This is a genomic window from Massilia sp., from assembly GCF_032106685.1.
Lineage (GTDB): Bacteria > Pseudomonadota > Gammaproteobacteria > Burkholderiales > Burkholderiaceae_D > Telluria.
The window spans coordinates 114,777-138,944 of the sequence record NZ_DAMCPG010000007.1 but is presented as its reverse complement, the minus strand read 5'-3'; the positions used below and the strand labels follow the sequence as shown (position 1 = coordinate 138,944).

21 protein-coding genes and 1 other RNA gene are annotated in these 24,168 nt (G+C 66.1%); 9 read left to right on the top strand and 13 right to left on the bottom strand.

What is annotated here, in order from left to right; translation table 11 throughout:
• The first annotated feature begins 47 nt into the window (after window positions 1–47).
• Complete coding sequence (locus RT688_RS06805) at window positions 48–362, top strand: EthD family reductase (RefSeq protein ID WP_313704086.1); 315 nt, start codon at window positions 48–50, stop codon at window positions 360–362.
• Window positions 363–426: 64 nt separating this feature from the next.
• On the opposite strand, the gene RT688_RS06800 is transcribed toward RT688_RS06805, so the two are convergent.
• From RT688_RS06800 to RT688_RS06775, 6 genes are all read right to left on the bottom strand, one after another.
• The gene (locus tag RT688_RS06800; RefSeq protein WP_313704085.1) at window positions 427–813 is read right to left on the bottom strand and encodes a hypothetical protein; all 387 of its coding nucleotides are present in this window, start codon (window positions 811–813) and stop codon (window positions 427–429) included.
• A complete protein-coding gene (locus RT688_RS06795; protein WP_313704084.1) occupies window positions 810–1,127 on the bottom strand; it encodes a metalloregulator ArsR/SmtB family transcription factor in 318 nt (105 codons plus the stop codon). The genes RT688_RS06800 and RT688_RS06795 overlap by 4 nt, the downstream gene beginning before the upstream one ends.
• Before the next feature lie 207 nt (window positions 1,128–1,334).
• Window positions 1,335–1,796, bottom strand: a complete 462-nt coding sequence (locus RT688_RS06790; protein WP_313704102.1) for an EVE domain-containing protein — start codon at window positions 1,794–1,796, stop codon at window positions 1,335–1,337.
• 92 nt (window positions 1,797–1,888) lie between these two features.
• A non-coding RNA gene (gene ssrS / locus RT688_RS06785) (6S RNA) lies at window positions 1,889–2,070 on the bottom strand.
• Between the two features lie 46 nt (window positions 2,071–2,116).
• Window positions 2,117–2,428: a cell division protein ZapA gene (locus tag RT688_RS06780; RefSeq protein WP_312550970.1), complete on the bottom strand. Its 312-nt coding sequence runs from the start codon at window positions 2,426–2,428 to the stop codon at window positions 2,117–2,119.
• Window positions 2,425–2,664: a hypothetical protein gene (locus tag RT688_RS06775; RefSeq protein WP_313704083.1), complete on the bottom strand. Its 240-nt coding sequence runs from the start codon at window positions 2,662–2,664 to the stop codon at window positions 2,425–2,427. Before RT688_RS06775 ends, RT688_RS06780 begins: the two co-directional genes overlap by 4 nt.
• Window positions 2,665–3,205: 541 nt before the next feature.
• Here RT688_RS06775 and groES point away from each other — a divergent pair.
• From groES to RT688_RS06750, 5 genes are all read left to right on the top strand, one after another.
• Window positions 3,206–3,496 (top strand): co-chaperone GroES, encoded by a 291-nt coding sequence (groES, locus tag RT688_RS06770; protein WP_313704082.1) that lies wholly within the window; start codon window positions 3,206–3,208, stop codon window positions 3,494–3,496.
• 44 nt (window positions 3,497–3,540) lie between these two features.
• Window positions 3,541–5,187, top strand: coding sequence for a chaperonin GroEL (gene groL / locus RT688_RS06765; protein WP_312550976.1), 1,647 nt, complete (start codon window positions 3,541–3,543; stop codon window positions 5,185–5,187).
• A 120-nt stretch (window positions 5,188–5,307) separates the two neighbouring features.
• Window positions 5,308–5,766 carry a UPF0158 family protein gene (locus RT688_RS06760; RefSeq protein WP_313704081.1) on the top strand — a complete coding sequence of 153 codons (459 nt, stop codon included), beginning with the start codon at window positions 5,308–5,310 and terminating at the stop codon, window positions 5,764–5,766.
• Between the two features lie 157 nt (window positions 5,767–5,923).
• The gene (locus tag RT688_RS06755; protein WP_313704080.1) at window positions 5,924–7,198 is read left to right on the top strand and encodes an oligosaccharide flippase family protein; all 1,275 of its coding nucleotides are present in this window, start codon (window positions 5,924–5,926) and stop codon (window positions 7,196–7,198) included.
• A gap of 128 nt (window positions 7,199–7,326) precedes the next feature.
• Window positions 7,327–7,803: a hypothetical protein gene (locus RT688_RS06750; protein WP_313704079.1), complete on the top strand. Its 477-nt coding sequence runs from the start codon at window positions 7,327–7,329 to the stop codon at window positions 7,801–7,803.
• Window positions 7,804–8,320: 517 nt separating this feature from the next.
• Here the strand turns inward: RT688_RS06750 and RT688_RS06745 are convergent.
• On the bottom strand, window positions 8,321–10,183 hold the full coding sequence (locus RT688_RS06745) for a glucokinase (RefSeq protein WP_313704078.1): 1,863 nt from the start codon (window positions 10,181–10,183) through the stop codon (window positions 8,321–8,323).
• Window positions 10,183–11,826, bottom strand: a complete 1,644-nt coding sequence (locus RT688_RS06740; protein ID WP_313704077.1) for an alpha-glucosidase family protein — start codon at window positions 11,824–11,826, stop codon at window positions 10,183–10,185. The genes RT688_RS06745 and RT688_RS06740 overlap by 1 nt, the downstream gene beginning before the upstream one ends.
• 268 nt (window positions 11,827–12,094) lie before the next feature.
• Here RT688_RS06740 and RT688_RS06735 point away from each other — a divergent pair, with 268 nt between their 5' ends.
• Together RT688_RS06735 and RT688_RS06730 are read left to right on the top strand one after the other, a co-directional pair.
• Window positions 12,095–13,690 (top strand): oligopeptide:H+ symporter, encoded by a 1,596-nt coding sequence (locus RT688_RS06735; protein WP_313704076.1) that lies wholly within the window; start codon window positions 12,095–12,097, stop codon window positions 13,688–13,690.
• Between the two features lie 270 nt (window positions 13,691–13,960).
• Window positions 13,961–16,681 (top strand): alpha-1,6-glucosidase domain-containing protein, encoded by a 2,721-nt coding sequence (locus RT688_RS06730; protein ID WP_313704075.1) that lies wholly within the window; start codon window positions 13,961–13,963, stop codon window positions 16,679–16,681.
• Between the two features lie 33 nt (window positions 16,682–16,714).
• On the opposite strand, the gene RT688_RS06725 is transcribed toward RT688_RS06730, so the two are convergent.
• Window positions 16,715–18,373: a response regulator gene (locus RT688_RS06725; RefSeq protein WP_313704074.1), complete on the bottom strand. Its 1,659-nt coding sequence runs from the start codon at window positions 18,371–18,373 to the stop codon at window positions 16,715–16,717.
• Between the two features lie 7 nt (window positions 18,374–18,380).
• Window positions 18,381–19,826, bottom strand: coding sequence for an ATPase domain-containing protein (locus RT688_RS06720; RefSeq protein WP_313704073.1), 1,446 nt, complete (start codon window positions 19,824–19,826; stop codon window positions 18,381–18,383).
• Window positions 19,827–20,084: 258 nt separating this feature from the next.
• On the opposite strand from RT688_RS06720, the gene RT688_RS06715 reads away from it, so the two are divergent.
• Complete coding sequence (locus RT688_RS06715; protein WP_313704072.1) at window positions 20,085–20,831, top strand: AAA family ATPase; 747 nt, start codon at window positions 20,085–20,087, stop codon at window positions 20,829–20,831.
• Window positions 20,832–20,844: 13 nt separating this feature from the next.
• Here the strand turns inward: RT688_RS06715 and RT688_RS06710 are convergent, their stop codons facing one another.
• The 3 genes from RT688_RS06710 to RT688_RS06700 form a co-directional block, all read right to left on the bottom strand.
• The gene (locus RT688_RS06710; protein WP_313704071.1) at window positions 20,845–21,291 is read right to left on the bottom strand and encodes a GNAT family N-acetyltransferase; all 447 of its coding nucleotides are present in this window, start codon (window positions 21,289–21,291) and stop codon (window positions 20,845–20,847) included.
• A gap of 4 nt (window positions 21,292–21,295) precedes the next feature.
• A complete protein-coding gene (gene glk / locus RT688_RS06705; protein WP_313704070.1) occupies window positions 21,296–23,149 on the bottom strand; it encodes a glucokinase in 1,854 nt (617 codons plus the stop codon).
• A 105-nt stretch (window positions 23,150–23,254) separates the two neighbouring features.
• Window positions 23,255–24,130 (bottom strand): hypothetical protein, encoded by an 876-nt coding sequence (locus tag RT688_RS06700; protein WP_313704069.1) that lies wholly within the window; start codon window positions 24,128–24,130, stop codon window positions 23,255–23,257.
• Window positions 24,131–24,168 lie beyond the last annotated feature (38 nt).

Genomic DNA, 24,168 nt, shown 5'->3' with positions numbered 1-24,168 from the left:
CACGATGTCTTCCCATACTTGAGTTACCCACCACCAGGAGGCAGGCGATGATCAAGGTAAGCGTGATGTACCCGAACGGCCCGGAAGCCCGATTCGACGAAGTCTATTACCGGGATCAGCACATGCCCATGGTAAAAAGACTGATGGGTGACTACTGCAAGTACTACACGGTCGACAAGGCGATATCGGCCGGCTCGCCGGACGCGAACGCGCCCTACATCGCCATGGGCCACCTGTTCTGCGATTCGGTCGATGCCTTCCAGGCCGGCTTCGGTCCGCATACCAGGGAAATCATGGCCGACATTCCGAACTACACCAACCAGAAGCCGGTGATCCAGATCAGCGAAGTACTGGTCGGATAAACGGGCGCCCAGTCGTTTTGCCGTGCGCCGGTGAGGCCGCCAATGTCGCAATCACGATGCCTCTTCAGGCCCGGGCCGGGCCGGCGCAGCGCAGGATCGCCGCCAGCAGGGACAGTCCGAGCAGGCTGCCGCCGATCAGGTGCATCGAGGCCAGCGGCGCGAACAGCGCTGCCAGCATGTAGCCGAGGCCGCCCAGCACCAGGCTCCAGCCGGCGAAGCGGCGTGCGGCCTGTTCGCGTTCGGGTGCGCAGCGCAGGCGGGCCAGGCTGGTCAGCGACTTCGGGATCACGTTCGCGTAGAAGACGACGATGGCGCCGAGCAGCACGCCCATGAAGCGCGGCGCCACGTCGGCGTCGAGGTAGTCAGGCGTGGCCCAGCGCAGCGCGCCGGCAACGGCGAGGATGAGTCCCGCGCCCAGCAGCGCACGGCCATACGGTAGAGCAGCGTTCATGGTTTCTCCTGTGTCGATCGAGCTTCGGGATGGCCGTCGTCCGGCCGCGTGACCTGCAATCCAAACGTCCGGGCAAACGCCAGCAGCGCCTCCTCGAGCACCGACAGCTTGAGGCGATAGGTGACGTTGCGCCCCTGCTTCTCGGCGTCGATGAGACCGGCCGACACGAGCACCGCGAAGTGCGCCGACATGGTCGGCTTGGAGACATCGAACATCTCCGCGAGTTCGCCCGCGCCGATCGGGCCGCGCTCCTGCAGCAGTTGCAGGACCTTGCGGCGGGTCGGATCGGACAGGGCTTTGAAGACGGTGCTCATGGTTTGATTATTAGCCAATTATCTAACAATAGCAAGTAAATTCGGGTGGCGATGGGCGATCTGACGGTGCGGACGGCGGCTGGACTGGAAGCGAAACGGGGAGTAGCGCGGTCGCCCGACGGGTTCTTGGCTGGCGTCGCGTCGATGCGCGCGGCTCCTGAACGCGTGGGCAGCGAAGCTGCCCACCCTACGGATCAGGCGGCGAAATCAGTTGCGGATCAATTCGAGGATCCTGTTCCACTGGCCGGGCGTCACCGGCGAAATGGACAGGCGGCTGCCTTTCTGCAGCAGGACCATGTCTTCGAGTTCGGGAATGGCGCGCATCTCGGACAGCGGCAGGTAGCGGCCCTGCTCCACCGCCTTAACGTCGACGGAAATCCAGCGCGGCTGTTCGCGCGTGGCTTTCGGGTCGAAGTATTTTCCCTTGCTGTCGAATTGCGATGCGTCGGGATACGGGCCGCTTGCGACCTGCGCGATTCCGGCGACGCCGGGCACCGGGCAACTGGAGTGGTAAAACAGGACCCCGTCGCCGGGTTGCATCGCATCGCGCATGAAATTGCGGGCCTGGTAATTGCGAACGCCGAACCAGGCGACCGTTTGCCCGGGTGCGGCCAGCACATCGTCGAAACTCACTTCGTCCGGTTCCGATTTCATCAACCAATAGCGCATCGCTGCTTCACTCCACGAAAAGACACGCTTTTCCAAAAGCGCGCGGACATAAAAAAACGGCTGCGTGCAGATGCGCGCAACCGTTTTCGGAATAATGCCCCGCCTGTGCCGTTTATGCCGGCATCCCAGAACCTGACGGTTCAAGGTGGTCGCAGTTAGCTCAATTTCGGGTTCGTCGGACTAGCGACGCTCACGCCCATCGAACATAATCCCGCAACCGATGCACAAAAATGGTTCAAGGAATATATGGCAATCTCGAACACCGCAGGGTGCCTCGCAGTTTACTCGCTTGAACGGGCATGTCAAACGAATTTGGACTGTCAGGGCAAATTTTCTTGCGGCGCCAGGGCCTGGTCGAGCACGCTATGCATGGCGGCGAGCTTTTGTTTCACTTCCAGCATCGTCATGTCCGACAGCGGCCCCTGCGGCGACTTGACCGACAGGAATTCGGCAGCCACGCTCAGCGCCGCCATGACGGCGATGCGGTCGGTGCCCTTCACCTTGCCGGAGTCGCGCAGCGCGATCATCTTGCCGTCGAGATAGCGCACGGCGTCGCGCAGCGTCGCCTGCTCGCCTTCCTTGCAGGCCAGGCGGTAGGGCTGGCCCATGATCGTCACATCCAGGTAAATCATCGGGTGGCCTCGGTGTCGGTCGGTTCGGCGTCTTCTTCCTCGGCCGGCGCGGGCAATTGCTCGATCACGGCTTCCAGCCGGCGCTGGGCCTCGACCAGACGCTCGAGGAGCGCCGCGTTCACTTCGTTGAGCAGGACGTTGGTCTGCTGCAGATGCGCATTCTCGCTGCGCAACGCCCCGACGAGCTCGGCGAGCCGCTCGATCTTGTCAGATAGGTCTTGGAATTCGGAAATCATTCGTAACTATAGGTCTGATAAGGTTTGACAGTCAACAGGATAGCGTGTTGTGCGGGCCTTCGTAGGGTGGACACCTGTGTCCACGCGGATTGAACTCATGCGAACCACTCGGCATCCGCCAGCCGGTCCCTTTGCGGATCGATGACGGCGGAGGCGCCGCCACGCAAGCGATGAGACAGCGTGGACACAGGTGTCCACCCTACAAATGCATTCTGACCTCCCTTGATTTCACTCAAGTACCCCGGCAACAGTGCGTCAACGCAGAATGTTTCAGTGCTAACCTTGCCGCCTTGTGTCCGCGGGATGAGCCCTTCGGGACAACGGCCGCGTCACCTCGACGGTTTGCGTATGCACAAACGGCCGGGTGAATTTCACAACGGGTGCGCTTGAAATGCCCCATTATCGTCCCTATAATTAGCACTCGTTAGTAGAGAGTGCTAACAACTCTTTCGAGCCGCAGCGCAGATACGGAAAACCCGGGCGCTGCGGCATACAACGCAGATAAATAGCTAGTCCAAACCACTGAATAAAGGAGTTTTGCATGAACCTTCGCCCTCTGCACGATCGCGTTATCGTGAAGCGTCTCGACCAGGAAACCAAGACTGCCTCGGGCCTGATCATCCCTGATGCAGCGGCGGAAAAGCCAGACCAGGGTGAAGTCCTGGCCATCGGCAACGGCAAGGTGCAGGACAACGGCCAGGTGCGCGCGCTGGAAGTCAAAGTCGGCGACCGCGTCCTGTTCGGCAAGTACTCGGGCCAGGCCGTCAAGGTCGATGGCCAGGAGCTGCTGGTGATGCGCGAAGAAGACATCATGGCCGTTCTGGTCTCGTAATCCTCCCTGAATAAAACAGTTCACGAATAACTGGAGAAATACACATGGCAGCTAAAGAAGTAGTGTTCGGCGACGCAGCGCGCGCCAAGATGGTCGAAGGCGTCAACATCCTCGCCAACGCAGTCAAGGTCACCCTGGGCCCGAAAGGCCGCAACGTCGTGCTCGACCGCGCATTCGGCGCACCGACCGTCACCAAGGACGGCGTCTCGGTCGCGAAAGAGATCGAACTGAAAGACAAGCTCATGAACATGGGCGCGCAGATGGTCAAGGAAGTCGCTTCGAAGACCAGCGACAACGCCGGCGACGGCACCACCACCGCGACCGTGCTGGCACAAGCCATCGTGCGCGAAGGCATGAAGTTCGTTGCCGCCGGCATGAACCCGATGGACCTGAAGCGCGGCATCGACAAGGCCGTCACCGCGACCGTCGAAGAACTGAAGAAGATCGCCAAGCCGTGCACCACCTCGAAGGAAATCGCCCAGGTCGGCGCGATCTCGGCCAACTCGGACGCATCGATCGGCGAGCGCATCGCTGAAGCGATGGAAAAAGTCGGCAAGGAAGGCGTCATCACCGTCGAAGACGGCAAGTCGCTGAACGACGAGCTGGACATCGTCGAAGGCATGCAGTTCGACCGCGGCTACCTGTCGCCGTACTTCATCAACAACCCGGACAAGCAAGTCGCCATCCACGAGAACCCGTTCGTCCTGCTGTGCGACAAGAAGATCTCGAACATCCGTGACCTGCTGCCGGTGCTGGAGCAAGTTGCCAAGGCTGGCCGTCCGTTGATGATCATCGCCGAAGACATCGAAGGCGAAGCGCTGGCGACCCTGGTCGTCAACAACATCCGCGGCATCCTGAAGACCGTTGCAGTGAAAGCCCCTGGCTTCGGCGACCGTCGCAAGGCCATGCTGGAAGACATCGCCATCCTGACCGGCGGCCAGGTGATCGCCGAAGAAGTCGGCCTGACCCTGGAAAAGGTCACGCTGGCGGAACTGGGCCAGGCCAAGCGCATCGAAGTCGGCAAGGAAAACACCATCATCATCGACGGCGCCGGCTCGGCTGAAGCGATCGAGGCACGCGTCAAGCAAGTGCGCGTCCAGATCGAAGAAGCGACCTCGGACTACGACCGCGAGAAGCTGCAGGAACGCGTGGCCAAGCTGGCCGGCGGCGTCGCAGTGATCAAGGTTGGCGCTGCCACCGAAGTCGAAATGAAGGAAAAGAAAGCACGCGTCGAAGACGCCCTGCACGCAACCCGCGCTGCCGTCGAAGAAGGCATCGTTCCGGGCGGCGGCGTGGCCCTGCTGCGCGCGCGCGCCAACCTGAACATCCAGGGCGATAACCCGGACCAGGACGCAGGCATCAAGATCGTCCTGCGCGCCATGGAAGAGCCGCTGCGCATGATCGTCCAGAACGCCGGCGAAGAAGCGTCGGTCGTCGTCTCGGGCGTGCTGGCTGGCCAGGGCAACTATGGCTACAACGCCGCCAACGGCACCTACGGCGACATGGTCGAAATGGGCGTGCTGGATCCGGCCAAGGTCACCCGTTCGGCCCTGCAAAATGCAGCGTCGATCGCCGGCCTGATGCTGACCACCGACTGCATGGTCTCGGAAATCGCCGAGGACAAGCCGGCCGGCGGCATGGGCGGCATGGGCGGCATGGGTGGCATGGGCGGCATGGACGGCATGATGTAATTGTCGTCGGCCCGACGGTCCGGCGCCTTTCGGTACCGGACTGCCAGCCCCACACAAAAGCCCGCAGGTTCGCGCCTGCGGGCTTTTTCTTTATCGAATTTTTTGATCGGTAACATGATCATGCCGCCCCTCCCCGCCATCAGCCTGGACGCCCTGCGCAACGCCCTGCTCTTCATCGACGACATGGACGGCGGCGCCGAAGCCTGGGTCGACCGCCGCAGCGGCGCCGTGCACATCGTGGCCGAGGGCCTCGATCCCGACGAACTGGCCCTGCCGGACGACCTCGGCGACCCGGAACACTTTCTCGCCCTGCCCCCTTCCCACGATCTGTACGCCGAGCGCGAGCTGGCCTTCGACTTCGTTGCCGGGCGCCTGCCGGCCGACGAGCGCCTGGTGCGCGCCATGTTCACCAAGAAAGGCGCCTACCGCGCGCTGCGCGCGCTGCTGGCCGAGCGCGGCGTGCTCGAAGACTGGTATCGCTGCAAGGACACTGCCATCGACGCCGCCCTGGCCGACTGGTGCGGCGACAACGGGCTACGCCTGCAAGACCCGCGTCGCCAGGACGGACAGGCTTCTTAACACCGTTTTACATGGATTTACATGGCGCACGCGATGCGGATGAAAGACCGCGTCGCACGCCCACGTACCATCTGCTCAACATCTAGCAAACTGAGCAGATTATGGTCATGATCGACGCTGGCCCCTGTCGCGGCCCATCGAACGCAACGGTCGCCCCATGAGCAGGCCGCGGTCCGACTTCTGGAAGAACGTGCTCACCGTGCTGGCAGGAGCGACTGGCGCCCAGGTCTTGCCGCTGCTGGCCGCGCCGCTGCTCACCCGCATGTGCACGCCGGCCGAGATGGGCGCCTTCAGCGTCTGGCTGGGTGTGATCGTCGTGAGCTCGAGCGCCGCCACCCTGCGTCTCGAGGCGGCCATGGTCCTCGACCACGACAACGCCCAGCAAGGCATCTGCTTCGGCGTGGTCGCCTATTGCGCGACCGTGCTGGCCCTCGCGCTCACGCTCGTCATGCTGGCCGGGCACGCGCTCGGCCTGCCCGTGCTGCGCGCCATGTCCTGGTTCGAACTGCTCAGCGTCGGCGCCGGCACCTGGCTCACCGCCACCATGCAGACCACGCTGGCGTACGCCGCCTCGCACAACCTGTTCGCCAAGGCCGCGAAGGCGAAGGTGCTGCAATCCGCGACCATCGCCGTGAGCCAGCTTGCGCTGCTGTATGCCGGATGGAACAGCACCGGTCTGCTGACGGGACAATTGATCGGGCTCGTCGCTGGACTTTGGGCCGCGCGGCGCCTGCTGGCGCCGCCCGCGGCGAGTTTCGGGCTGACACTCGACCGCGGCCAGCGCGCCTATTTCATCAAGCACCAGGCCTTCTGGCGCTATTCCCTGCCCTCGAGCCTGCTCAACAGCCTGGTCGGCTACCTGCCGCTGTTCATGATCGGCATCCACCACGGCGCCCTGGCCGCCGGCCTGTTCGCCCTGACCCAGCGCGTGCTGGCCGCGCCCATCGCGCTGATCGCCGCCTCGATCCGCGACGTCTTCAAGCGCGAGGCGGTGCACCAGTTCCAGTCGCTCGGCCATTGCCGCGACGCCTACCACGCCACGTTCAAGGCCCTGGTGCTGCTCGCCCTGGCGCCCTCGCTGGTCCTGTTCCTGTTTTCTCCCGAATTGTTCGGCTGGGTATTCGGCCCGGCCTGGCGGCCGGCCGGCGAGCTGGCGCGTATCCTGGCCCCGCTGTGCTTCCTGGGCTTCATCGCCAGTCCCTTGAGCTACGTGTTCTTCGTCGCCGGCAAGCAGAAGATGGAACTGCTGTGGCAGGTCGCGCTGTTCCTGATGACCTTCAGCGTGTTCATCGCCCCGTTAACGCTGCACCAGAGCCTGCTGATGTACGCGATCGGCCGCTCCTTGCTGTACCTGGTCTATTTGTACCTGTCGCACCGCTACGCGCGCCTGGGCGCCATCGCGGCCGTCGCCTCGTCCTCGCCGAACCCCTGACCGGGCAGCCGGCCAGGCGCGCGCCCGGCAGTGTGATCGATGGCGCCACCTTGATCTGCCTGCAGGGCCGATTTGCCCCCTGCCCGGCCTTCGTTTAGTATGGCCGTTCGTTTCCACGAGGTTTCATCATGACAACACGCGGCACCCGCACCGCCCCTACCGCCTTCCTTCGCCTGCTCATCGTTCCCGCCGTGCTCGGCATCGCCCTGGCGGGCTGCAAGCAAGAGCCGAAGCCCGCGCCGCCGCCCAAGCCGGTGGCGCAGCAGAAGGCCGAGCCGATGGTGACCAGGGAACAGGCGATGGCGACGCTGATGGCGCTGCCGGAAGTGAAGACCTGGTCGGCCGAGATCGAAAGGCGCTCGAAGGGCAAGGCGCACGGCGCCATCATCGAGGACGACCAGCAGCCGCGCACCATCAACGGGCGCCAGTACTGGCAACTCAGTTTCGTCGAGAACCGCGCCGACAAGGTACAGCGGTGCGAAAGCTTCCTGGTGGCGCAGACCGGCAACCAGATCCTGGTCGAAGACTTCGAGAACGATGCGGTGATGTCGCTGGACGACTGGCGGCGCGGGATCCACCGGATCCAGTTGAAGTCGGCGGACTGACGATGCCTGCCGGGCACGATTGAGCGGCATCAAGCTCGACCTTGGAGCGCCCGGTATCGTGATCGGGCCGCTGACCGATCGCCACCGTTTCGCGGTAGACGCGTGGCCCACTCCTCCCTCGGTTGGCGGCACCTGCCGCCTGATCATTTCGCGCTTTTCGACTCGCGGCGCTGTTTCGATCTTCACGCGCCGTAGCGCGTGGGCACGAGTGCCCACCCTACGAAAACCCGGACTGCCGGCGTTTTTTCGATTCGCATGCGTCGTACCGCGTGGGCACAGGTGCCCACCCTACGAAAACCCGGGCTACCGGCGTTTTTTCGACTTGCGTGTGCCGTACCGCGTGGGTACAAGTACCCACCCTACGGCAACCCGGCTTTTCGTAGGGTGGACTCCCGAGTCCACGCGGTACAACCCGTGAACACCACCTGCGGTACACGGTAGTTTCGTAGGGTGGGTACTTGTACCCACGCCGTCTCACCGCTTGCATGCCGCAGCCGGCGCACGGCAGTCCGAAAAATCACCCGCCCAGATGCGAAATCAGCATCCTGCGCTGCTCGACCTCGCCGGCTTCCTCCTCGCGCCCATTGTGCGCGTCCACCGACAAGCCCACCGCCATGATATCGATGAGCAGCAGCTGCAAGATCCGCGAGATCATCGACAGGAAGCTGGTGCTGTCCTCTGCGTGGTCGACCGCCAGGCAGACACTGGCCTTGCGCGCCAGCGGCGACTGGCTGTTGCCGATGGCGATGACGTCGGCGCCGGCGGCGCGGGCGATGTCGACCGCCTGCAGCAGCTCGGGCAGGCGGCCCGAATTCGAGATGGCGATCACCACGTCGCCCGGCCCCAGCAGATCGGCCGCCAGCGCGAACAGGTGGGCGTCGCCGTACAGCGCCGTCGGAATCCGGAAACGGAAGAATTTATGCTGGCCATCGAGCGCCACCACGCGCGCGTTGCCCATCGCGTAGAACTCGACGCGCCGCGCGCGGCTCACCAGGTCGATCGCGCGGTCGAGCGAGCGCACGTCCAGGCCGTCGCGGAACTTCAGGATCGCCGACACGGTGTTGTCGATCACCTTGGCCGACAAATCGTGGGTGCTGTCGTTGTTGCGCACCTGGCTGTGGCGCACCGGGATGGCGCCGGTCAGGCTGCTCGCGAACTTCAGCTTGAAGTCGGCCAGGCCGAGGAAGCCGAGCGAGCGGCAGAAGCGGATCACGGTCGGCTGGCTCACTTCCGCCAGGCGCGCGATGTCGGCGATCGGCTCGTTCAGCACCAGGCGCGGCTGCTCCAGCACCAGGCTGGCCACGCGCTGCTCGGCGGGCGTCAGTTCCGGCTGCAGGTGCTTGATGCGCTCCATCAGCGTGTTGGCGCCGCTGCGTCCGCGCAGGTGCTCGGACAGGATGGTCGCCACGCCGTGGAAGGCCGGGTGCGGCGTGGTGATGACGTAGGTCGGAATGCTCGACAGGTAGCTCGAGAACCTGCCTTTTGCTTCGAAGCGGGCCCGGAACGGCGAGCGCGCGAAGTACTCGGTCATGCGCGGCACGATGCCGCCGCCGATGTAGACGCCGCCGAAGGCGCCCAGCGTCACCGCCAGGTTGGCCGCGGCGCCGCCCAGCATGCCGCAAAAGACTTCCAGCACCTCCAGGCACAGCGGGTCGGCGTCGTCGAGCGCGCCGGCGACGATCTGCGCCGCCGTGCGCGGCAGCGTCTCGGCTAGCTCGTTACGCTGGGCCAGCGCCAGGTACATCAACTCCATGCCCGGCCCCGAGATCAGGCGCTCGTTCGAGACGTGCTGCCACTCGCGCCAGGCGTACTGCAAGATCGCGAACTCGCGCTCGTCGCCCGGCGCGAAGTTCACGTGGCCGCCCTCGCTGCCCAGGGTGACGAAGCCGTCGGCGGTCGGGATCAGGCCCGACACGCCCAGGCCCGTACCCGGCCCGAGCACGCCGATCACGGAACCGGCGGCCGGCTTGCCCTCGCCGACCTGCAGCAGGTCCTCGGGCCGCAGCACCGGGATCGCCATCGCCAGCGCCGTGAAGTCGTTCACCACCAGCAGCGTCGACAGGCCCAGTTCGCGCCGCAGCGCCTCGGTCGAGAACTCCCAGGCGCGGTTGGTCATGCGCACCTGGTCGCCATGCACCGGATTGGCCACCGCGAAGGCGGCGTGGTGCAGGCCCGGGTCGGCATGCTCGGCCAGGTAGTGACGCAGCAGCGGCACGATGCCGTCGAAGCGTTCGCATTCGAGCACCGCGACCGAGCGGAACACGCCGGGCGCGCTCTGCAGCGCGAAGCGCGCATGCGTCGCGCCGATGTGGGCCAGCAGGCGCGGGCCGTCGGCGAACGCGGTGCGCGCGAACTTCTCGGGCTCCTGCCCGCTCTCCATCAGGCGACCTTGCCTTGCGGGGCCCGACCGAACCAGGCGCCGTAGGCCGGCAGCGTGACGCGGCCGTTGGCGGCCTCGCCCGGCAGGCCGTGGCCTTCGAGGACCTGCGCAGCGGTGCTCTCCGGCCAGTCGAACGACACCGGCGCGTTCGACAGGTTGAAGGCGGCGAGAATGGTCGGCTCGCCGTCCAGCGTGCGGCGCAGCGCCAGCACCGGTTCCGGCGCATCGAAGAAGGAGATGCCGCCGCGGGTCAGCTGCGGCAGCGCCTGGCGCCAATGGATGATGCGGCGCGCGGCGTTCAGGGCCGAATCCTTGTCGGCTTCCTGCACCGAGGCGGCCGCGGCGATGTGCGGCGCGGCTGCCGGCAGCCACGGTTTGCCGGTGGTGAAGCCGGCGTTCGGGGTCTCGTTCGTCCACGGCATCGGCGTGCGGCAGCCGTCGCGGCCCTTGAACTCCGGCCAGAAGGTGATGCCGTAGGGGTCCTGCAGCAGTTCGAACGGCACGTCCGCTTCCGGCAGCGCCAGCTCGTCGCCCTGGTACAGGCAAGGCGTGCCCTTCAGCGACAGCTGCATCGCCAGCACCATGGCCGCGAACGCGCTCGGTGCGTCCTCGCCCTTCCAGCGCGTGACGACGCGGATGGCGTCGTGGTTGCCGACCGACCAGGAAGCCCAGCCGCCCTGCACGCGCGCCTCGAATTCCTCGACCTGGGTGCGGATGTGCTTCGCCGTGAATTCCGGGGTCAGGAGGTTGAAGCTGTAGGCCATGTGCAGCTTGTCGCCGTCCGCCGTGTACTCGGCCATGCAGGCCAGGGCGTCGTCGGCGCCGACTTCGCCGATCGACACCGCGCCGTATTCGTTCAGCAGCGCGCGGATCTTCTGCAGGAAGGCGATGTTCTCCGGGCGCGTCTTGTCGTAGATGTGCGACTGCATGCCGTAGGGGTTGACGTCGGTGACGGACGCCGTATCGCGCTTGGTCGCCGGCGGGTTGCTGCGCAGCTCGGTGTCGTGGAAGTGGTAGTTGCAGGCGTCCATGCGCACGCCGTCGACGCCGCGTTCGAGCCAGAAGCGCAGCGCGTCCAGGTGGGCCTGCTGCACGTCTGGGTTATGGAAGTTCAGTTGCGGCTGGCTGACCAGGAAGTTGTGCATGTAGTACTGCTTGCGGCGCGTGTCCCACTGCCAGGCGGAGCCGCCGAAGACCGACATCCAGTTGTTCGGCGGATTGCCGTCCGGTGCGGCGTCGGCCCAGACGTACCAGTCGGCCTTGGCGTTGTCGCGGCTGGAGCGGCTTTCGACGAACCAGGGGTGGGCGTCGGCGGTGTGCGCCATCACCTGGTCGATCATGATCTTCAGGCCCAGGCTGTGCGCCTTGGCGACCATGGCGTCGAAGTCGGCCAGGGTGCCGAACAGCGGATCGACGTCGCAGTAATCCGAGATGTCGTAGCCGAAGTCCTTCATCGGCGACTTGAAGAAGGGAGACAGCCAGACGATGTTCACGCCCAGGCTGGCGATGTAGTCGAGCTTGGCGGTGATGCCGGGGATGTCGCCGACGCCGTCGCCGTTGGTGTCGAGGTAGCTGCGCGGGTAGACCTGGTAGATGATGGCTTCGCGCCACCAGTCGTTCTGTTGCGTGGGAGTCTGGGTCATGACGGGAGATCCGGTAAGTTTCGATGAGTAAGTCGACAGCTGCTTTTTACGCAATATACAGCAGCTTTTTCAACTTTACAATCTGGCCCGAATGCCCGTATTTATGCAAATTTCCTTTGCATTCAATGGCTTGTATTCAAATAGTATTTGCAACTAGCTCAACAAAAGTAGCTAAACTACGGTTCAGTTGATGGAGCATTATTTTCCTGTTGCAAAGACCCTGCTGGCGTCATAGCATCCCGGGTTACTTCACTTCCAGGACGAGTCCATGAACCAGCCGACCACGCCCTCATCCAGCGGGCGCATGCCCCGCCAGATCCCGTACATCATCGCCAACGAAGGTTGCGAGCGCTTCAGCTTCTACGGGATGCGCAACATCCTGACGCCCTTCCTGATCTCGACCCTGCTGCTGTTCCTGCCGGAGTCCGAGCGCACCGGCGAGGCCAAGCACGTCTTCCACACCTTCGTCATCGGCGTCTACTTCTTCCCGCTGCTGGGCGGCTGGCTGGCCGACCGCTACTTCGGCAAGTACAACACCGTGTTCTGGCTCAGCCTCGTGTACTGCGCGGGCCACGCCTGCCTCGCCATTTTCGAAGACAACGTCAAGGGCTTCTATCTCGGCCTGGCCCTGATCGCGCTCGGCTCGGGCGGGATCAAGCCGCTGGTGTCGAGTTTTGTGGGCGACCAGTTCGACCAGACCAACAAGGACAAGGCGAAGATCGTGTTCGACGCCTTCTACTGGATCATCAACTTCGGCTCCTTCTTCGCTTCGCTCCTGATGCCGCTGTTCCTGAAGAACTACGGCCCCTCGGTCGCCTTCGGCATCCCGGGCATCATGATGTTCATCGCGACCATGGTGTTCTGGAGCGGGAAGAAGAAGTACGTGCACGTGCCGCCGGCCGCGCCGAACCCGCACTCGTTCTCGCGCGTCTCGCGCACCGCCCTGTCGACCAACGGCCCGGGCCGCACCGTGGCCATGGTCGGCGTGTTCGGCGCGATCGCGTCGCTGCTGATGTCGCCGCAGTGGGGCTTCGTGATCGCGGCCTGTACCGCCCTGGTGCTGCTGCTGGCCTTTGTCGGCGCCGGCATCTCGATGCAGCTCGAACGCGCGCGCGGCCACCATCCGGACGAAGCGGTCGACGGCGTGCGCGCCGTGCTGCGCATCCTGGTCGTGTTCGCGCTGGTCACGCCGTTCTGGTCGCTGTTCGACCAGAAAGCCTCGACCTGGATCGTGCAGGCCAATTCGATGACCACCCAGTTCTCGGTGTTCGGCAACGAGTTCACCCTGCTGCCGGCCCAGATGCAGGCCCTGAATCCGCTGCTGGTGATGCTGCTCATCCCCTTCAACAACCTGGTGCTGTTCCCGATGCTGGAAAAGTTCGGCCTGCGGCCCACGGCGCTGCGCCGCATGACGGCCGGCATCGCCTTCTCGGCCCTGTCCTGGCTGGTGATCGGCGCGATCCAGGTCTCGATGGACGCCGGCACCCCGACCTCGATGGCCTGGCAGATCCTGCCCTACGCGCTGCTGACGATGGGCGAAGTCCTGGTCTCGGCCACCGGCCTGGAATTCGCCTACAGCCAGGCCCCGGCCTCGATGAAGGGCGCGATCATGGCGCTGTGGAGCCTGGCCGTCACGGTCGGCAACCTGTGGGTGCTGGTGGTGAACGCGGCGGTCAAGAACGACGCCGTGGTCAACTCGATCGCCGACTCGGGCCTGTCCGTGATCGCTTTCCAGATGTTCTTCTTCGCCGGCTTCGCGGCCCTCGCCGCGATCGCGTTCGGGTTGTACGCCAAGCGCTACAAGATGGTGGACCACTACCGCAGCACCGAAGGCGCCAAGGCGCCGGCGGCGGCCAAGGTCTGACTCGTCTCCTGCGGCGGGAGTGCCCGCCGCACCACGTAGGGTGGGCGGGGCTCCCGCCCACGCGGTGATCGCTACCGGCTCCGATAACGCGCCTGATGATCTCCCTGCCAACGTCCACCGCGTGGGCGGCACGGCCGCCCACCCTACAAACCGGGGCCTTCAGCAAACCTAGTAAAATTACATCAGCAGTCGCCGCCGGCTCAGCTGATCTCCTAGGTATGATCTGAGTAAGCTGTAGCAAAATTACGTCAACCGTAACCTCAGCCGAACATGATTCGATACGCTCCCCTCCCCGCCCTCCTCGCCGCCGCCTTCAGCGCCTCCGCCCACGCCGCCATTCCGCTGGAGACCTGCGACAGCCCCGCCTTCGCGCAGACGCTGGCCGCGGCGCCGCAGGCCTTCGAGGCGCACGCCGTCTGGCTCGACCGCCGGCTGGCGAAGTGGCCCGGCGCGCCGGCCGGTGGCCGTTACCGGCTGTATCACTCGCCCAAGGCCGGCATCGAGGCGAAGGTCGGCGCCAGAGTCGACGGCGCGGCGGGCGCACTCCAGCTCGACGTCGTCGAAGCCGTCCCGCCGGAAGCCGCCGCACGCTTCAAGTACGTTCGCGACGGCGCCGTGCTGGCGGTGCGCGCAGCCGACCTCGAACGCCTCCCCGCCCTGCACCGCGAACAACTGGTGCTGGTGCGCGAAGCGGGCGACGGCACGGTCCTGGCCGCGACCCGCCTGCAAGCCGCCGGCGCGCTCGACGACCTGTATGCCGAAGCCGAACAGGTGCCTGGGCTCGGCGCCACGCCGGCGAAGAAGCGCACCGGCTTCAAGCTGTGGGCGCCGACCGCGCAGCAGGCGGCCGTCTGCGTGTTCGAGACCGGCAGCGGCCGCGCCGGCGCCGTGCACCAGATGAACCTCGACGCCGCCACCGGCGTCTGGAGCGCGCAAGTCCCGGGCGACCTGTCGGGCCGCTACTACAAGTACGCCGTCGACGTGGTCGCCAATGACGCCGGCCTGGTGCGCAACCTGGTCACCGACCCGTATTCGGTCAGCCTGACCACGGACTCGCGGCGCAGCTACGTCGCCGACCTCGACGCGCCGGCGCTGAAGCCAGCAGGCTGGGACAAGGACACCGCGCCCAGGACCGTGAAGGCCGCCACCGACATGGCCGTCTACGAGCTGCACGTGCGCGACTTCTCGCGCGACGACGAGACCGTGCCGCCGGCGAAGCGCGGCAAGTACACGGCCTTTGGGGAAGCCGACTCGAACGGCATGCGCCACCTGAAGGCGCTGGCGAAGGCCGGCATGACCGACATCCACCTGCTGCCGGTGTACGACATCGCGACCATCCCCGAACAGGGCTGCGCGCTGCCGCGGCCATCGGGTGCGCCGGACGACGAAGCCCAGCAGGCCCTGATCCGCAAGACCGCGCATACCGACTGCTACAACTGGGGCTACGACCCCTGGCACTACAACGCGCCGGAAGGCAGCTACGCCAGCGACCCGCAAGACGGCGCGCGCCGCATCGTCGAGTTCCGCGAATTGGTGATGAACCTGCACCGCGCCGGCCTGCGCGTCGGGCTCGACGTGGTCTACAACCACACCTTCGTCGCCGGCCAGGACGAAAAGTCGGTGCTCGACCGCATCGTGCCCGGCTACTACCACCGCCTCGATGCGAAGGGCGGCGTCGAGCGCTCGACCTGCTGCGACAACACCGCCACCGAGAACCGCATGATGGGTAAACTCATGATCGACTCGGCAGTGTTGTGGGCGAAGCACTACAAGATCGATTCCTTCCGCTTCGACCTGATGGGCCACCAGCCGCGCGACACGATGGAGCGCCTGGAAGCGGCGGTGAACAAGGCGACCGGCCGCAAGGTGCAGCTGATCGGCGAAGGCTGGAATTTCGGCGAAGTGGCGAACGGCGCGCGCTTCGTGCAGGCCTCCCAATTGTCGCTGAACGGCAGCGGCATCGGCACCTTCAGCGACCGCGGGCGCGACGCGGCGCGCGGCGGCGGCGCGGGCGATGCGGGCGACGCCGTGGTCAAGCAGCAGGGCTGGATCAACGGCCTGGTCTACGACGCCAACGCCCGCGCCGGCGAGCGCCCGGCCAGCGACCTGCTGCGCAGCGCCGACATGGTGCGCATCGGTCTCGCCGGCACCCTGCGCGGCTACCCGCTCACGACCTACGACGGCAGCACCCGCAAGCTGGAGGACATCCGCTACGGCGACCAGCCGGCCGGCTATGCCAGCCAGCCCGGCGAGACCGTCAACTACGTCGAGAACCACGACAACCAGACCCTCTACGACAGCAACGCGCTCAAGCTGCCGCTGGCGACCAGCACCGCCGACCGCGCCCGCGTGCAGGTGCTGGGCCTGGCCCTGACCGCCTTCAGCCAGGGCGTGGCCTATTTCCACGCCGGCTCGGACATCCTGCGTTCGAAGTCCCTGGACCGCAACAGCTTCAATTCGGGCGACTGGTTCAACCGCCTCGACTGGACCTACCGGACGAACCACTTCGGCACCGGCCTGCCCCCGGCCGACGACAACGCGAAAGACTGGCCGCTGTTCAAGCCGCTGCTGGCCAACCCGGCGCTGGGTCCGGAGCCGGCCGATATCGCCTTTGCGCGCGACGCCTTCCGCGACCTGCTGGCGATCCGCGCCAGCTCGACCTTGCTGCGCATGCGCTCGTCCGACGACGTCGTCCAGCGCCTGCGCTTCTTCAACACCGGGCCGAAGCAGGAGCCGACCGTGATCGCGGCCCACATCGACGGCCGCGGCTACGCGGGCGCGCGCTTCGCCGGCATCACTTACCTGGTCAACGTCGACAAGGTGGCCCACGTCGTGGTCGACCCGCAGGCCGTTGGCCGCCGCATGCGGCTGCATCCGGTGCACACGGCAAAGACGGCGGGCGACAAGCGCGCCGCCAGCGCCGGCTACAACAGCGACAGCGGCACCTACAGCATCCCGCCGCGCACTGCCGTCGTCTTCGTCGAGGATTGACGAGCGGGCGCGGCGCCAGCCGGCCGGCCGCGCTCAGTCCTGTGCGCCGCCGCGCTCCAGGGCCAGCGCAATGGCATGCGCCAGCGCCGTCAGGGTGTAGGGCTTGCGCAGGAACTGGACGTGCAGCGTGTCCAGCCGCCCCGGGTCGACCATGTAGCCGCTGGTAAGCACCACCGGCAGGCCGGGGTGGCGGCTGGCGAGCCAGTTGACCAGGCCGATCCCATCCATACTGCCCGGCATCATCACATCCGACAGCACCAGGTCGATCCCGCTGTAGTCGGCCTCGAGCGCCGCGTCGGCGCTGTCGACCACCGTGATCTCGGCGTCGAGCGCGGACAGCAGCGACGACATGGTCTCCGCCACCACCGGGTCGTCCTCGACGCACAGGATGCGTGTACCCGCCAGCGCGTGCGCCGGCACTTCGGGCGCGGCCGCCTGCGCCCCGCCCGCCGCCTCGGCCGCCTCGGCACTACGCGGCAGCAGGATGCCGACCGTGGTGCCGACCTGCTCGCGGCGGATGAACGCGATGCCGTGGCTCTGGCTGGCAAAGCCGTAGACCTGCGACAGCCCGAGGCCGGTGCCCTTCCCGACCGACTTGGTCGTGAAGAAGGGTTCGAATGCCTGGCGCGCCGTTTTTTCGGACATGCCTTCGCCGTCGTCGGTGAGGGTGATGCGGACATACTCGCCGGCCAGGCTCGCCGCTTCCGGCAGGCCGGGGTCCGGCAATGCCAGGTTGTCCGCGGCAAGGACCAGGCTGCCGCCGCCGGGCATCGCATCGCGCGCGTTGCCGGCCATGTTCAGGAGCGCCGCGTCGAGCTGCGCCGGATCGACGGAGACCGGCCACAGGTCATGCGCCATGCGCAGGCTGAAGCGCACCCGGGGACCGATCGCGCCGGCCAGCATCTCGGCCGATGCGTGCAGGTACAGCGGCAGGTCGAGGACGACGTTGTTCAGGGGCTGGCGCCGCGCATACGCCAGCAGCTGCTGGGTCAGCGATGCGCCGTGGCTGGCCGCGCGGCGGATGCTGTCCAGCGCGCGCACGAGGCGCTCGTTCGCGTCCTTTGCCAGCAGCATGCGCAACAGCGTTTCCGAACCCGAGATCACCTGCAGGATATTGTTGAAGTCATGGGCGACGCCGCCCGTCAGCCGGCCCAGCGACTCCAGGCGGCGCGCCTCGGCCAAGGCCGTCTCCACCCGGCGCCGCTCGCCGATCTCGCGCTCCAGCGAGGCGGTGCGTTCCTTGACCGCGGCCTCGAGCGTGCTGGCATGCCGCTCCAGGGCCCGCCACTGGTCGCGCACGGCGAATTGCAGCCGGCGTGCACGCAGGGCCGAGCGGATCGACATCAGCAGGACGTCGCGCGAGGTCGGACGTTCGATCAGCGTGACGTTGCCGAAGCGCGCCAGGCGCGCGAAGCGGTTGCTGTCGACCTGCACGCCCGGCTGCCCGGCCAGGGTCAGCAGCGGCAGGTCGGACCATGGCGGCTGGCGCCGCAGGCTGGCGTCCAGTCCCTCCAGCGAGCACCGGTCCAGCCCTTCCTCGGTGACGATGGCGCACCAGGCCTGCTCGTCCAGGCAGGCATAGAAACCGGCAGCGTCGGCGCACGTGCGCACCTCGACGCCCTCTTCCTCGAGCATGCGGCCGAGCGCAGCCGCGTCGCCTTCGACCGGCGCGAAGACGACGACGCGGGCCAATCGGGCCTCAGGTCTCAAGGTTCGCCACTCCCACCTCGTCCACCGGAACGCCGATGCGTTCGCCGATCTCGATGCCGGCATCGGTCAGGCGCAGTTCGCGCACGTCGTGCTCGTGGCGGCCGTCGCGCCGCTTCAGGGCGCAGATGGCCTTGTAGACCACGTTGTCGTGCTCGTAGTAGCGAAGGGAGACGATGTTGTCGGTGATGATGCTCAGCGCGTCCGGCTCCTTCGAGGTATCGAGGCGGGCCGAATGGGCGCCGATGATAATCGACGTCACGTTCATGTTGCTCAGATACGAGAACAGCTCGTTCATCTGCAACAGCAGCGACTTCTCTTCCCGGATCACGTCGAGGTAGGAATTGATGCAGTCGATGATGATGAGGCGCGCGCCGCGGTCTTCGACGATGCGCCTGACGTTCCAGATGAATTCACCCGGGGAGATGCGCGAGGGATTGATGCGGCGAAGATGGAAGCGGCGCTGCTCGTCGGAAGCGCTATCCTGGTGCATGTGCTCGACCATGCGCGAGCGCAGCGTGCTCTCGGATTCGTCGAAGCTGAAGTAGCCCACGTGGCAGCCGCTCTGCACCGCGGACAAGGCATATTGCAGGGCCACCGTGGATTTGCCGACGCCCGACGGGCCGACGATCATCGTCGAGCTGCCGGCGGTGAGCGCGCCGCCGACCAGGCGGTCGAGATTGGCGACGTTGCTGGCGATGTCGAGGGCATCGTCGTCGCGCCGGTGTTCCTGGGCGATCAGGCTCGGGAAGACCAGGATCTCGCTCTTCTTGATCGCGTAGTCGTGCCAGCCGCTCTGGAAGTCGCCGCCGCGCAGCTTGACGACGCGCATGCGCCGGCGCGCGGCCCCGAAGCTGCGCTCGAGCTGCTCGAGCGTCACCACGCCATGCACGGCGCTCTGCAGTTCGTATTCGCGGCCATCGGCCGTGAGGTCGTCGAGCATCATGACCGTGGCCCCGAGCGCGGAGAGCCGTTGGCGCAGGTCGATGATCTGGCGCCGGTAGTGCGCGCTGTCGCGCGCCAGCAGGCGCACCTCGACCATCGAGTCGATGACGACGTGCACGGCGCCGCTGGCGCCGATCGTGTCGGCGATGCGGCTCACCAGGGCCGACAGTTCGGTATCGGTCGGCAGCAGGATGGTCTGCGCGGACGCCGTGTCCGGCGGCAGGGGCATGATTTCCTCGATGGCGATGCCGTCCAGGGACCAGCCGTGGCTGTTCGCGGTGGCCAGCAGCTCTTCCCGGCTTTCGGACAAGGTGACATACAGGCAGCGCTGGTCCAATGATGCGGCATGGATCAGGTAACGCAGGCCCAAAGTGGTTTTCCCGGTGCCGGGCCGGCCTTCGATCAGGTGGACCCGCTGGCGGATCAGGCCGCCGCGCAGGATGGCATCCAGCTCCGGGATGCCGGTGGGAACACGTTCAATATCGGGATTCATGGCTGCCTTTGCATAAAATGAAGGATCGCCGCAGCCGACGACCAGCGGATGTCCAAGACATTCTATTTCATGCAGGCGGCATTGATTGTTATTTGACTAACAAAGGAATGCGACAACAAGCTCTCGCGGCCGCGCCCGCGCGCGCCCTCCGGCCATGCCCGGCGCCGGTGTTCCTGACCATCGAGGGTCGGACTGCCGCTACAATACGCCTTCGCGCCGGCGCCCGCCGGGACAGCTTCCAAGGCTTCGGAATACACGATGAGAACGCGCCCCTACCTGTCGGAAGTCAGCCTCAAGCCCTCGGCCGAGGCGCATGCGGGCAGCTTTCCGTTTTCCCTGCCGGTGGTGCGCGCGCTGGGCCGGTTGCCCCTGCATCCGCAAGTGACCTTCTTCGTCGGCGAGAACGGCTCGGGCAAGTCCACCCTGCTCGAAGCGATCGCCGTGGCGATGGGCTTCAATGCGGAAGGCGGCAGCCGCAACTTCCGTTTCGCGACGCGCGAATCGCATTCCGGATTGCACGCGCACCTGCGCCTGGTGCGGGGCATCGCGCTGCCGCGCGACGGCTTCTTCCTGCGCGCGGAAAGCTTATTCAACGTCAGTACCGAGATCGAGCGGCTGGACCATGAAGGCACGGGAGGCGGCCTCCTCGCTGCTTACGGCGGCAAGTCTCTGCACGAGCAGTCGCACGGCGAAGCCTTCCTGAGCCTGTTCATGGAGCGATTCGGAGGCAACAGCTTCTACGTCCTCGACGAACCGGAAGCCGCCCTTTCCCCGCAGCGCCAGCTCGCCATGCTCAGCCGCCTGCACGACCTGGTCCAGGACGGCAGCCAGTTCCTGATCGCGACCCACTCGCCGATCCTGATGGCCTACCCGCACGCATCGATCTACGAATGCGGTGCGCAGGGCATCCGCAAGGTGGGGTACGAGGACACCGAGCACTACCGCGTCATGCACGACTTCATCGCCAACCCGCAGCGCATGCTGAAGGTGCTGCTGGAGCCGTGAATATGAACTGCGGCTAACGCAGCCGGATCTCCGCCACCATCTCCTGGTTGCAGTCGATGCCGATCTCCACGAAGCCGAAGCTCCGGTAGAAGACGCCCGCGCGCGCGTTGTGCGGGTGGTAGCAGATGTTGATGACCTCGACGTCCGGCGCCGCCTTGATTTCCTCGAGCAGGAGTTCCATCGCGCGCCGGCCGATGCCCTGCGATTGCAGCGCGAAGTCGACCATGAAGCGGTAGATGCCGTAGTGGCCGGGCCGGCCGTCGTCGGCGCGGTTGTACATCGCGAAGCCGACCGCACGCTCGCCCTGGTAGATCGCGCGCGGCACCAGGCAGTCGTAGAACTTCGCCTGCGCGATCGAATAGGCGTTCGTGTGCAGCAGGTCGCGCTGGTGCGCGGGCAGCTCCATGTCCATCAGCGTCTCGAAGTTTTCTTCGGTGACGTCGCGCAGGGTGATCGTCACGGCGTCACACGTCCAGGTGCGAAATGAGCAGCTTGCGCTTCTCGATATCGCCATCCTGCTCCGCCTGGGCGCCGAGCGAGATCCCGACCGCCATGATGTCGATGAGGAGCAGTTGCAGGATGCGCGAGATCATCGACAGGAAGGTGGTGCTGTCCTCGGTATGGTCGACCGCGAGGCAGACGTTGGCCTTCTTCGCCAGCGCCGACTTGCTGCTGGTGATGGCGATCACGCTGGCGCCGGCATGGCGCGCGGCGTCGACCGCCGCCAGCAGCTCGGGCGCCTGGCCCGCCGTCGAGATCGCGACCACCACGTCGTTCGGTTTGAGCAGTTCGGCCGCCAGCTGGAACAGGTGGGCGTCGCCGTGGGCCGTGGTCGGGATGCGGAAGCGGAAGAATTTATGCTGGCCGTCCAGCGCCACCACGCGCGCATTGCCCATGGCGTAGAACTCGACCTTGTTCGCGCGGCGCAGCATCTCGATGGCGCGGTCGATCGCGTGCACGTCGAGCCCGTCGCGGAATTTCAGGATGGCCGAGACCGTGTTGTCGATCACCTTGGCCGACAAATCGTGGGTGCTGTCGCTCATGCGCACCTGGCTGTGGCGCACCGGGATCGAGCCGGTCAGGCTGCCGGCGAACTTCAGCTTGAATTCGGCCAGGCCCTGGAAGCCGAGCGAGCGGCAGAACCGGATCACGGTCGGCTGGCTGACGTCCGCCAGGCGCGCGATCTCGGCGATCGGCTCGGACAAGACCTTCCTCGGATGCTCCAGCACCAGGCTGGCCACCCGCTGCTCGGCCGGCGACAGCTCGTGCTGCAGGTGCTGGACGCGCTCCATCAGCGTGTTCGCGCCGCTGCGCCCGCGCAGGTGTTCGGACAGGATCGTCGACACGCCGCGCAGTGACGGGTTCGGCGTCATGATGACGTAGGTCGGAATCGCGGCCAGGTAATCGCTGAAGCGCCCTTTCGCCTCGAAGCGCGCGCGGAACGGGGACGTGGCGAACCACTGCGCGATGCGCGGCACGATGCCGCCGCCGATGAAGATGCCGCCGAAAGCGCCCAGCGTCACCGCCAGGTTGGCCGCCGCGCCGCCGAGCATGCCGGCGAAGCATTCGAGCACTTCCAGGCAGAGCGCATCCTTGTCCTCGAGCGCGCAGGCGACGATTTCCGCCGCCGTGCGCGCCGGTGCATCGATGCCGTTGCGTTCGGCCAGCGCCCGGTAGACCAGCTCCATGCCGGGACCGGACAGGATGCGCTCGTTCGAGACGTGCGGCCACTCGCGCCAGGCGTACTGCAGGATCGCGAACTCGCGCTCGTCGCTTGGCGCGAAGTTCACGTGGCCGCCCTCGCTGCCGAGGGTGATGAAGCCGTCCGCGGTCGGGATCACGCCCGACACGCCCAGGCCAGTGCCGGCGCCGAGCACGCCGGCCACCGCATGCGGCGCCGGCTTGCCGCCGCCGACCTGCAGCACGTCGCCGGCGCCGAGGCCAGGCAGCGCCATCGCCAGCGCGGTGAAGTCGTTGACGATCAGGAGGGTCGACCAGCCCATGGTCCTGCGCACCTCGTCGGTGGAGAACTGCCAGTCGCGGTTGGTCATGCGCACCAGGTCGCCGCTGATCGGGTTGGCCATCGCAAAGGCCGCGTGCGCGATGCGCTCGCCGCCATGCTCGCCGAGATAGGCGGTCAAGAGCGGGACGATGCCGCCGTAGTCGTCGCAGCGCAGGACCGCGGTCTGGCGCAGCACGCCGGGCGCCGTCTCGAGCGCAAAGCGGGCATGGGTGGCGCCGATGTCGGCCAGCAGGCGCGGGCCGTCGGCGTAGGAAGCACGGCTGTTCTTGTGTTCGGTGTCTGGTACGGTGCTCATTTCATGACTGCTGGGATACCTCTGGAGCCATACAGGATAGCATTGTTTGATTGCTACCAGATGGGTATCTGCGGCCAGGCCCTGCATCGCTGCCCGGCAGGCGCGCTAGCCCTCCCTTTTCGGCTCGCAGGAGTAGGAACGTTCCAGTTCGTTGAGCACAGTCACGCTGGTGAGCTTGCCGGCGCCGTCGTAGCCGAGGGCAATCGTCTGCTTGTCCGGCATGAGCAGGCTCAGCGCCATCGTACGGCCGGCATCGTCGAAGGTGAACATCTCGGTCTCCGCGCCCGCGATGTCGAACTTCGTGCCGCCGATCTGCAGCACGTCGCCGTCGATCTCGACGTCGGTGTCGCGGCGCACCAGGAGGTTTTTGTTGTCGAGGCAGCTGACCGTCTGCCGCTTCGCGTCCAGGAGGCCCGAGAACACGGCACGCAGCGGCCTGGCGCTCAGCTTGTCGATGCCGCCGACTTCGCTGCACATGAGGCCGATGTCATCGCGATTGATGATGGCACTGCCCTTGCCGCCTTCGGCGGACTGCAGCAACAGGTCGCCGCCCTTGCCTTCGTCGACGGAAAACATGAACATCGCGCCGTAGCCGCCGTCCTTCTGGCGTTGGCGCGTCAGCATGACTTTCCTGGCCTCGCGGAAATCGAGCTCCATGCCGCTGGAAGAGGCCTTGCCGTCGGCGCCGACCGTGATCGTGGCATCCATCTTGCGCATGTCCGGCTTGCGCATGCAGGCGCCGCTGTAATCGCCGGCCACCAGCGGACCGACCACCTTCCAGTAATCCGCTTTCGGTGGCGGCGGCTCCTCGGCCTGGATGTCGGTCTCGGCTTGTTCGCCGCCCTCTGCCTGCGCCTGCGCCTGCGCCTGCGCCTGCGCCTGGGTTTCGTCTGCGTCAGCGGATTCGTCCTTGTCCTTGCTGCAGGCTGCCAGCAGGAGGGAAAGCATGAGGGCGGACAGCAATGCGGTACGGCGGATCATGAGTGGCTCCAATGAATGAGAGCCCTCACGCTAGCATA

Bases quoted from the DNA above. Each gene is read 5' to 3' on its own strand.
- RT688_RS06805 (WP_313704086.1), top strand. From the start codon at position 48: ATGATCAAGGTAAGCGTGATGTACCCGAACGGCCCGGAAGCCCGATTC.
- RT688_RS06800 (WP_313704085.1), bottom strand. From the start codon at position 813: ATGAACGCTGCTCTACCGTATGGCCGTGCGCTGCTGGGCGCGGGACTC.
- RT688_RS06795 (WP_313704084.1), bottom strand. From the start codon at position 1,127: ATGAGCACCGTCTTCAAAGCCCTGTCCGATCCGACCCGCCGCAAGGTC.
- RT688_RS06790 (WP_313704102.1), bottom strand. From the start codon at position 1,796: ATGCGCTATTGGTTGATGAAATCGGAACCGGACGAAGTGAGTTTCGAC.
- RT688_RS06780 (WP_312550970.1), bottom strand. From the start codon at position 2,428: ATGATTTACCTGGATGTGACGATCATGGGCCAGCCCTACCGCCTGGCC.
- RT688_RS06775 (WP_313704083.1), bottom strand. From the start codon at position 2,664: ATGATTTCCGAATTCCAAGACCTATCTGACAAGATCGAGCGGCTCGCC.
- groES (WP_313704082.1), top strand. From the start codon at position 3,206: ATGAACCTTCGCCCTCTGCACGATCGCGTTATCGTGAAGCGTCTCGAC.
- groL (WP_312550976.1), top strand. From the start codon at position 3,541: ATGGCAGCTAAAGAAGTAGTGTTCGGCGACGCAGCGCGCGCCAAGATG.
- RT688_RS06760 (WP_313704081.1), top strand. From the start codon at position 5,308: ATGCCGCCCCTCCCCGCCATCAGCCTGGACGCCCTGCGCAACGCCCTG.
- RT688_RS06755 (WP_313704080.1), top strand. From the start codon at position 5,924: ATGAGCAGGCCGCGGTCCGACTTCTGGAAGAACGTGCTCACCGTGCTG.
- RT688_RS06750 (WP_313704079.1), top strand. From the start codon at position 7,327: ATGACAACACGCGGCACCCGCACCGCCCCTACCGCCTTCCTTCGCCTG.
- RT688_RS06745 (WP_313704078.1), bottom strand. From the start codon at position 10,183: ATGGAGAGCGGGCAGGAGCCCGAGAAGTTCGCGCGCACCGCGTTCGCC.
- RT688_RS06740 (WP_313704077.1), bottom strand. From the start codon at position 11,826: ATGACCCAGACTCCCACGCAACAGAACGACTGGTGGCGCGAAGCCATC.
- RT688_RS06735 (WP_313704076.1), top strand. From the start codon at position 12,095: ATGAACCAGCCGACCACGCCCTCATCCAGCGGGCGCATGCCCCGCCAG.
- RT688_RS06730 (WP_313704075.1), top strand. From the start codon at position 13,961: ATGATTCGATACGCTCCCCTCCCCGCCCTCCTCGCCGCCGCCTTCAGC.
- RT688_RS06720 (WP_313704073.1), bottom strand. From the start codon at position 19,826: ATGAATCCCGATATTGAACGTGTTCCCACCGGCATCCCGGAGCTGGAT.
- RT688_RS06715 (WP_313704072.1), top strand. From the start codon at position 20,085: ATGAGAACGCGCCCCTACCTGTCGGAAGTCAGCCTCAAGCCCTCGGCC.
- glk (WP_313704070.1), bottom strand. From the start codon at position 23,149: ATGAGCACCGTACCAGACACCGAACACAAGAACAGCCGTGCTTCCTAC.
- RT688_RS06700 (WP_313704069.1), bottom strand. From the start codon at position 24,130: ATGATCCGCCGTACCGCATTGCTGTCCGCCCTCATGCTTTCCCTCCTG.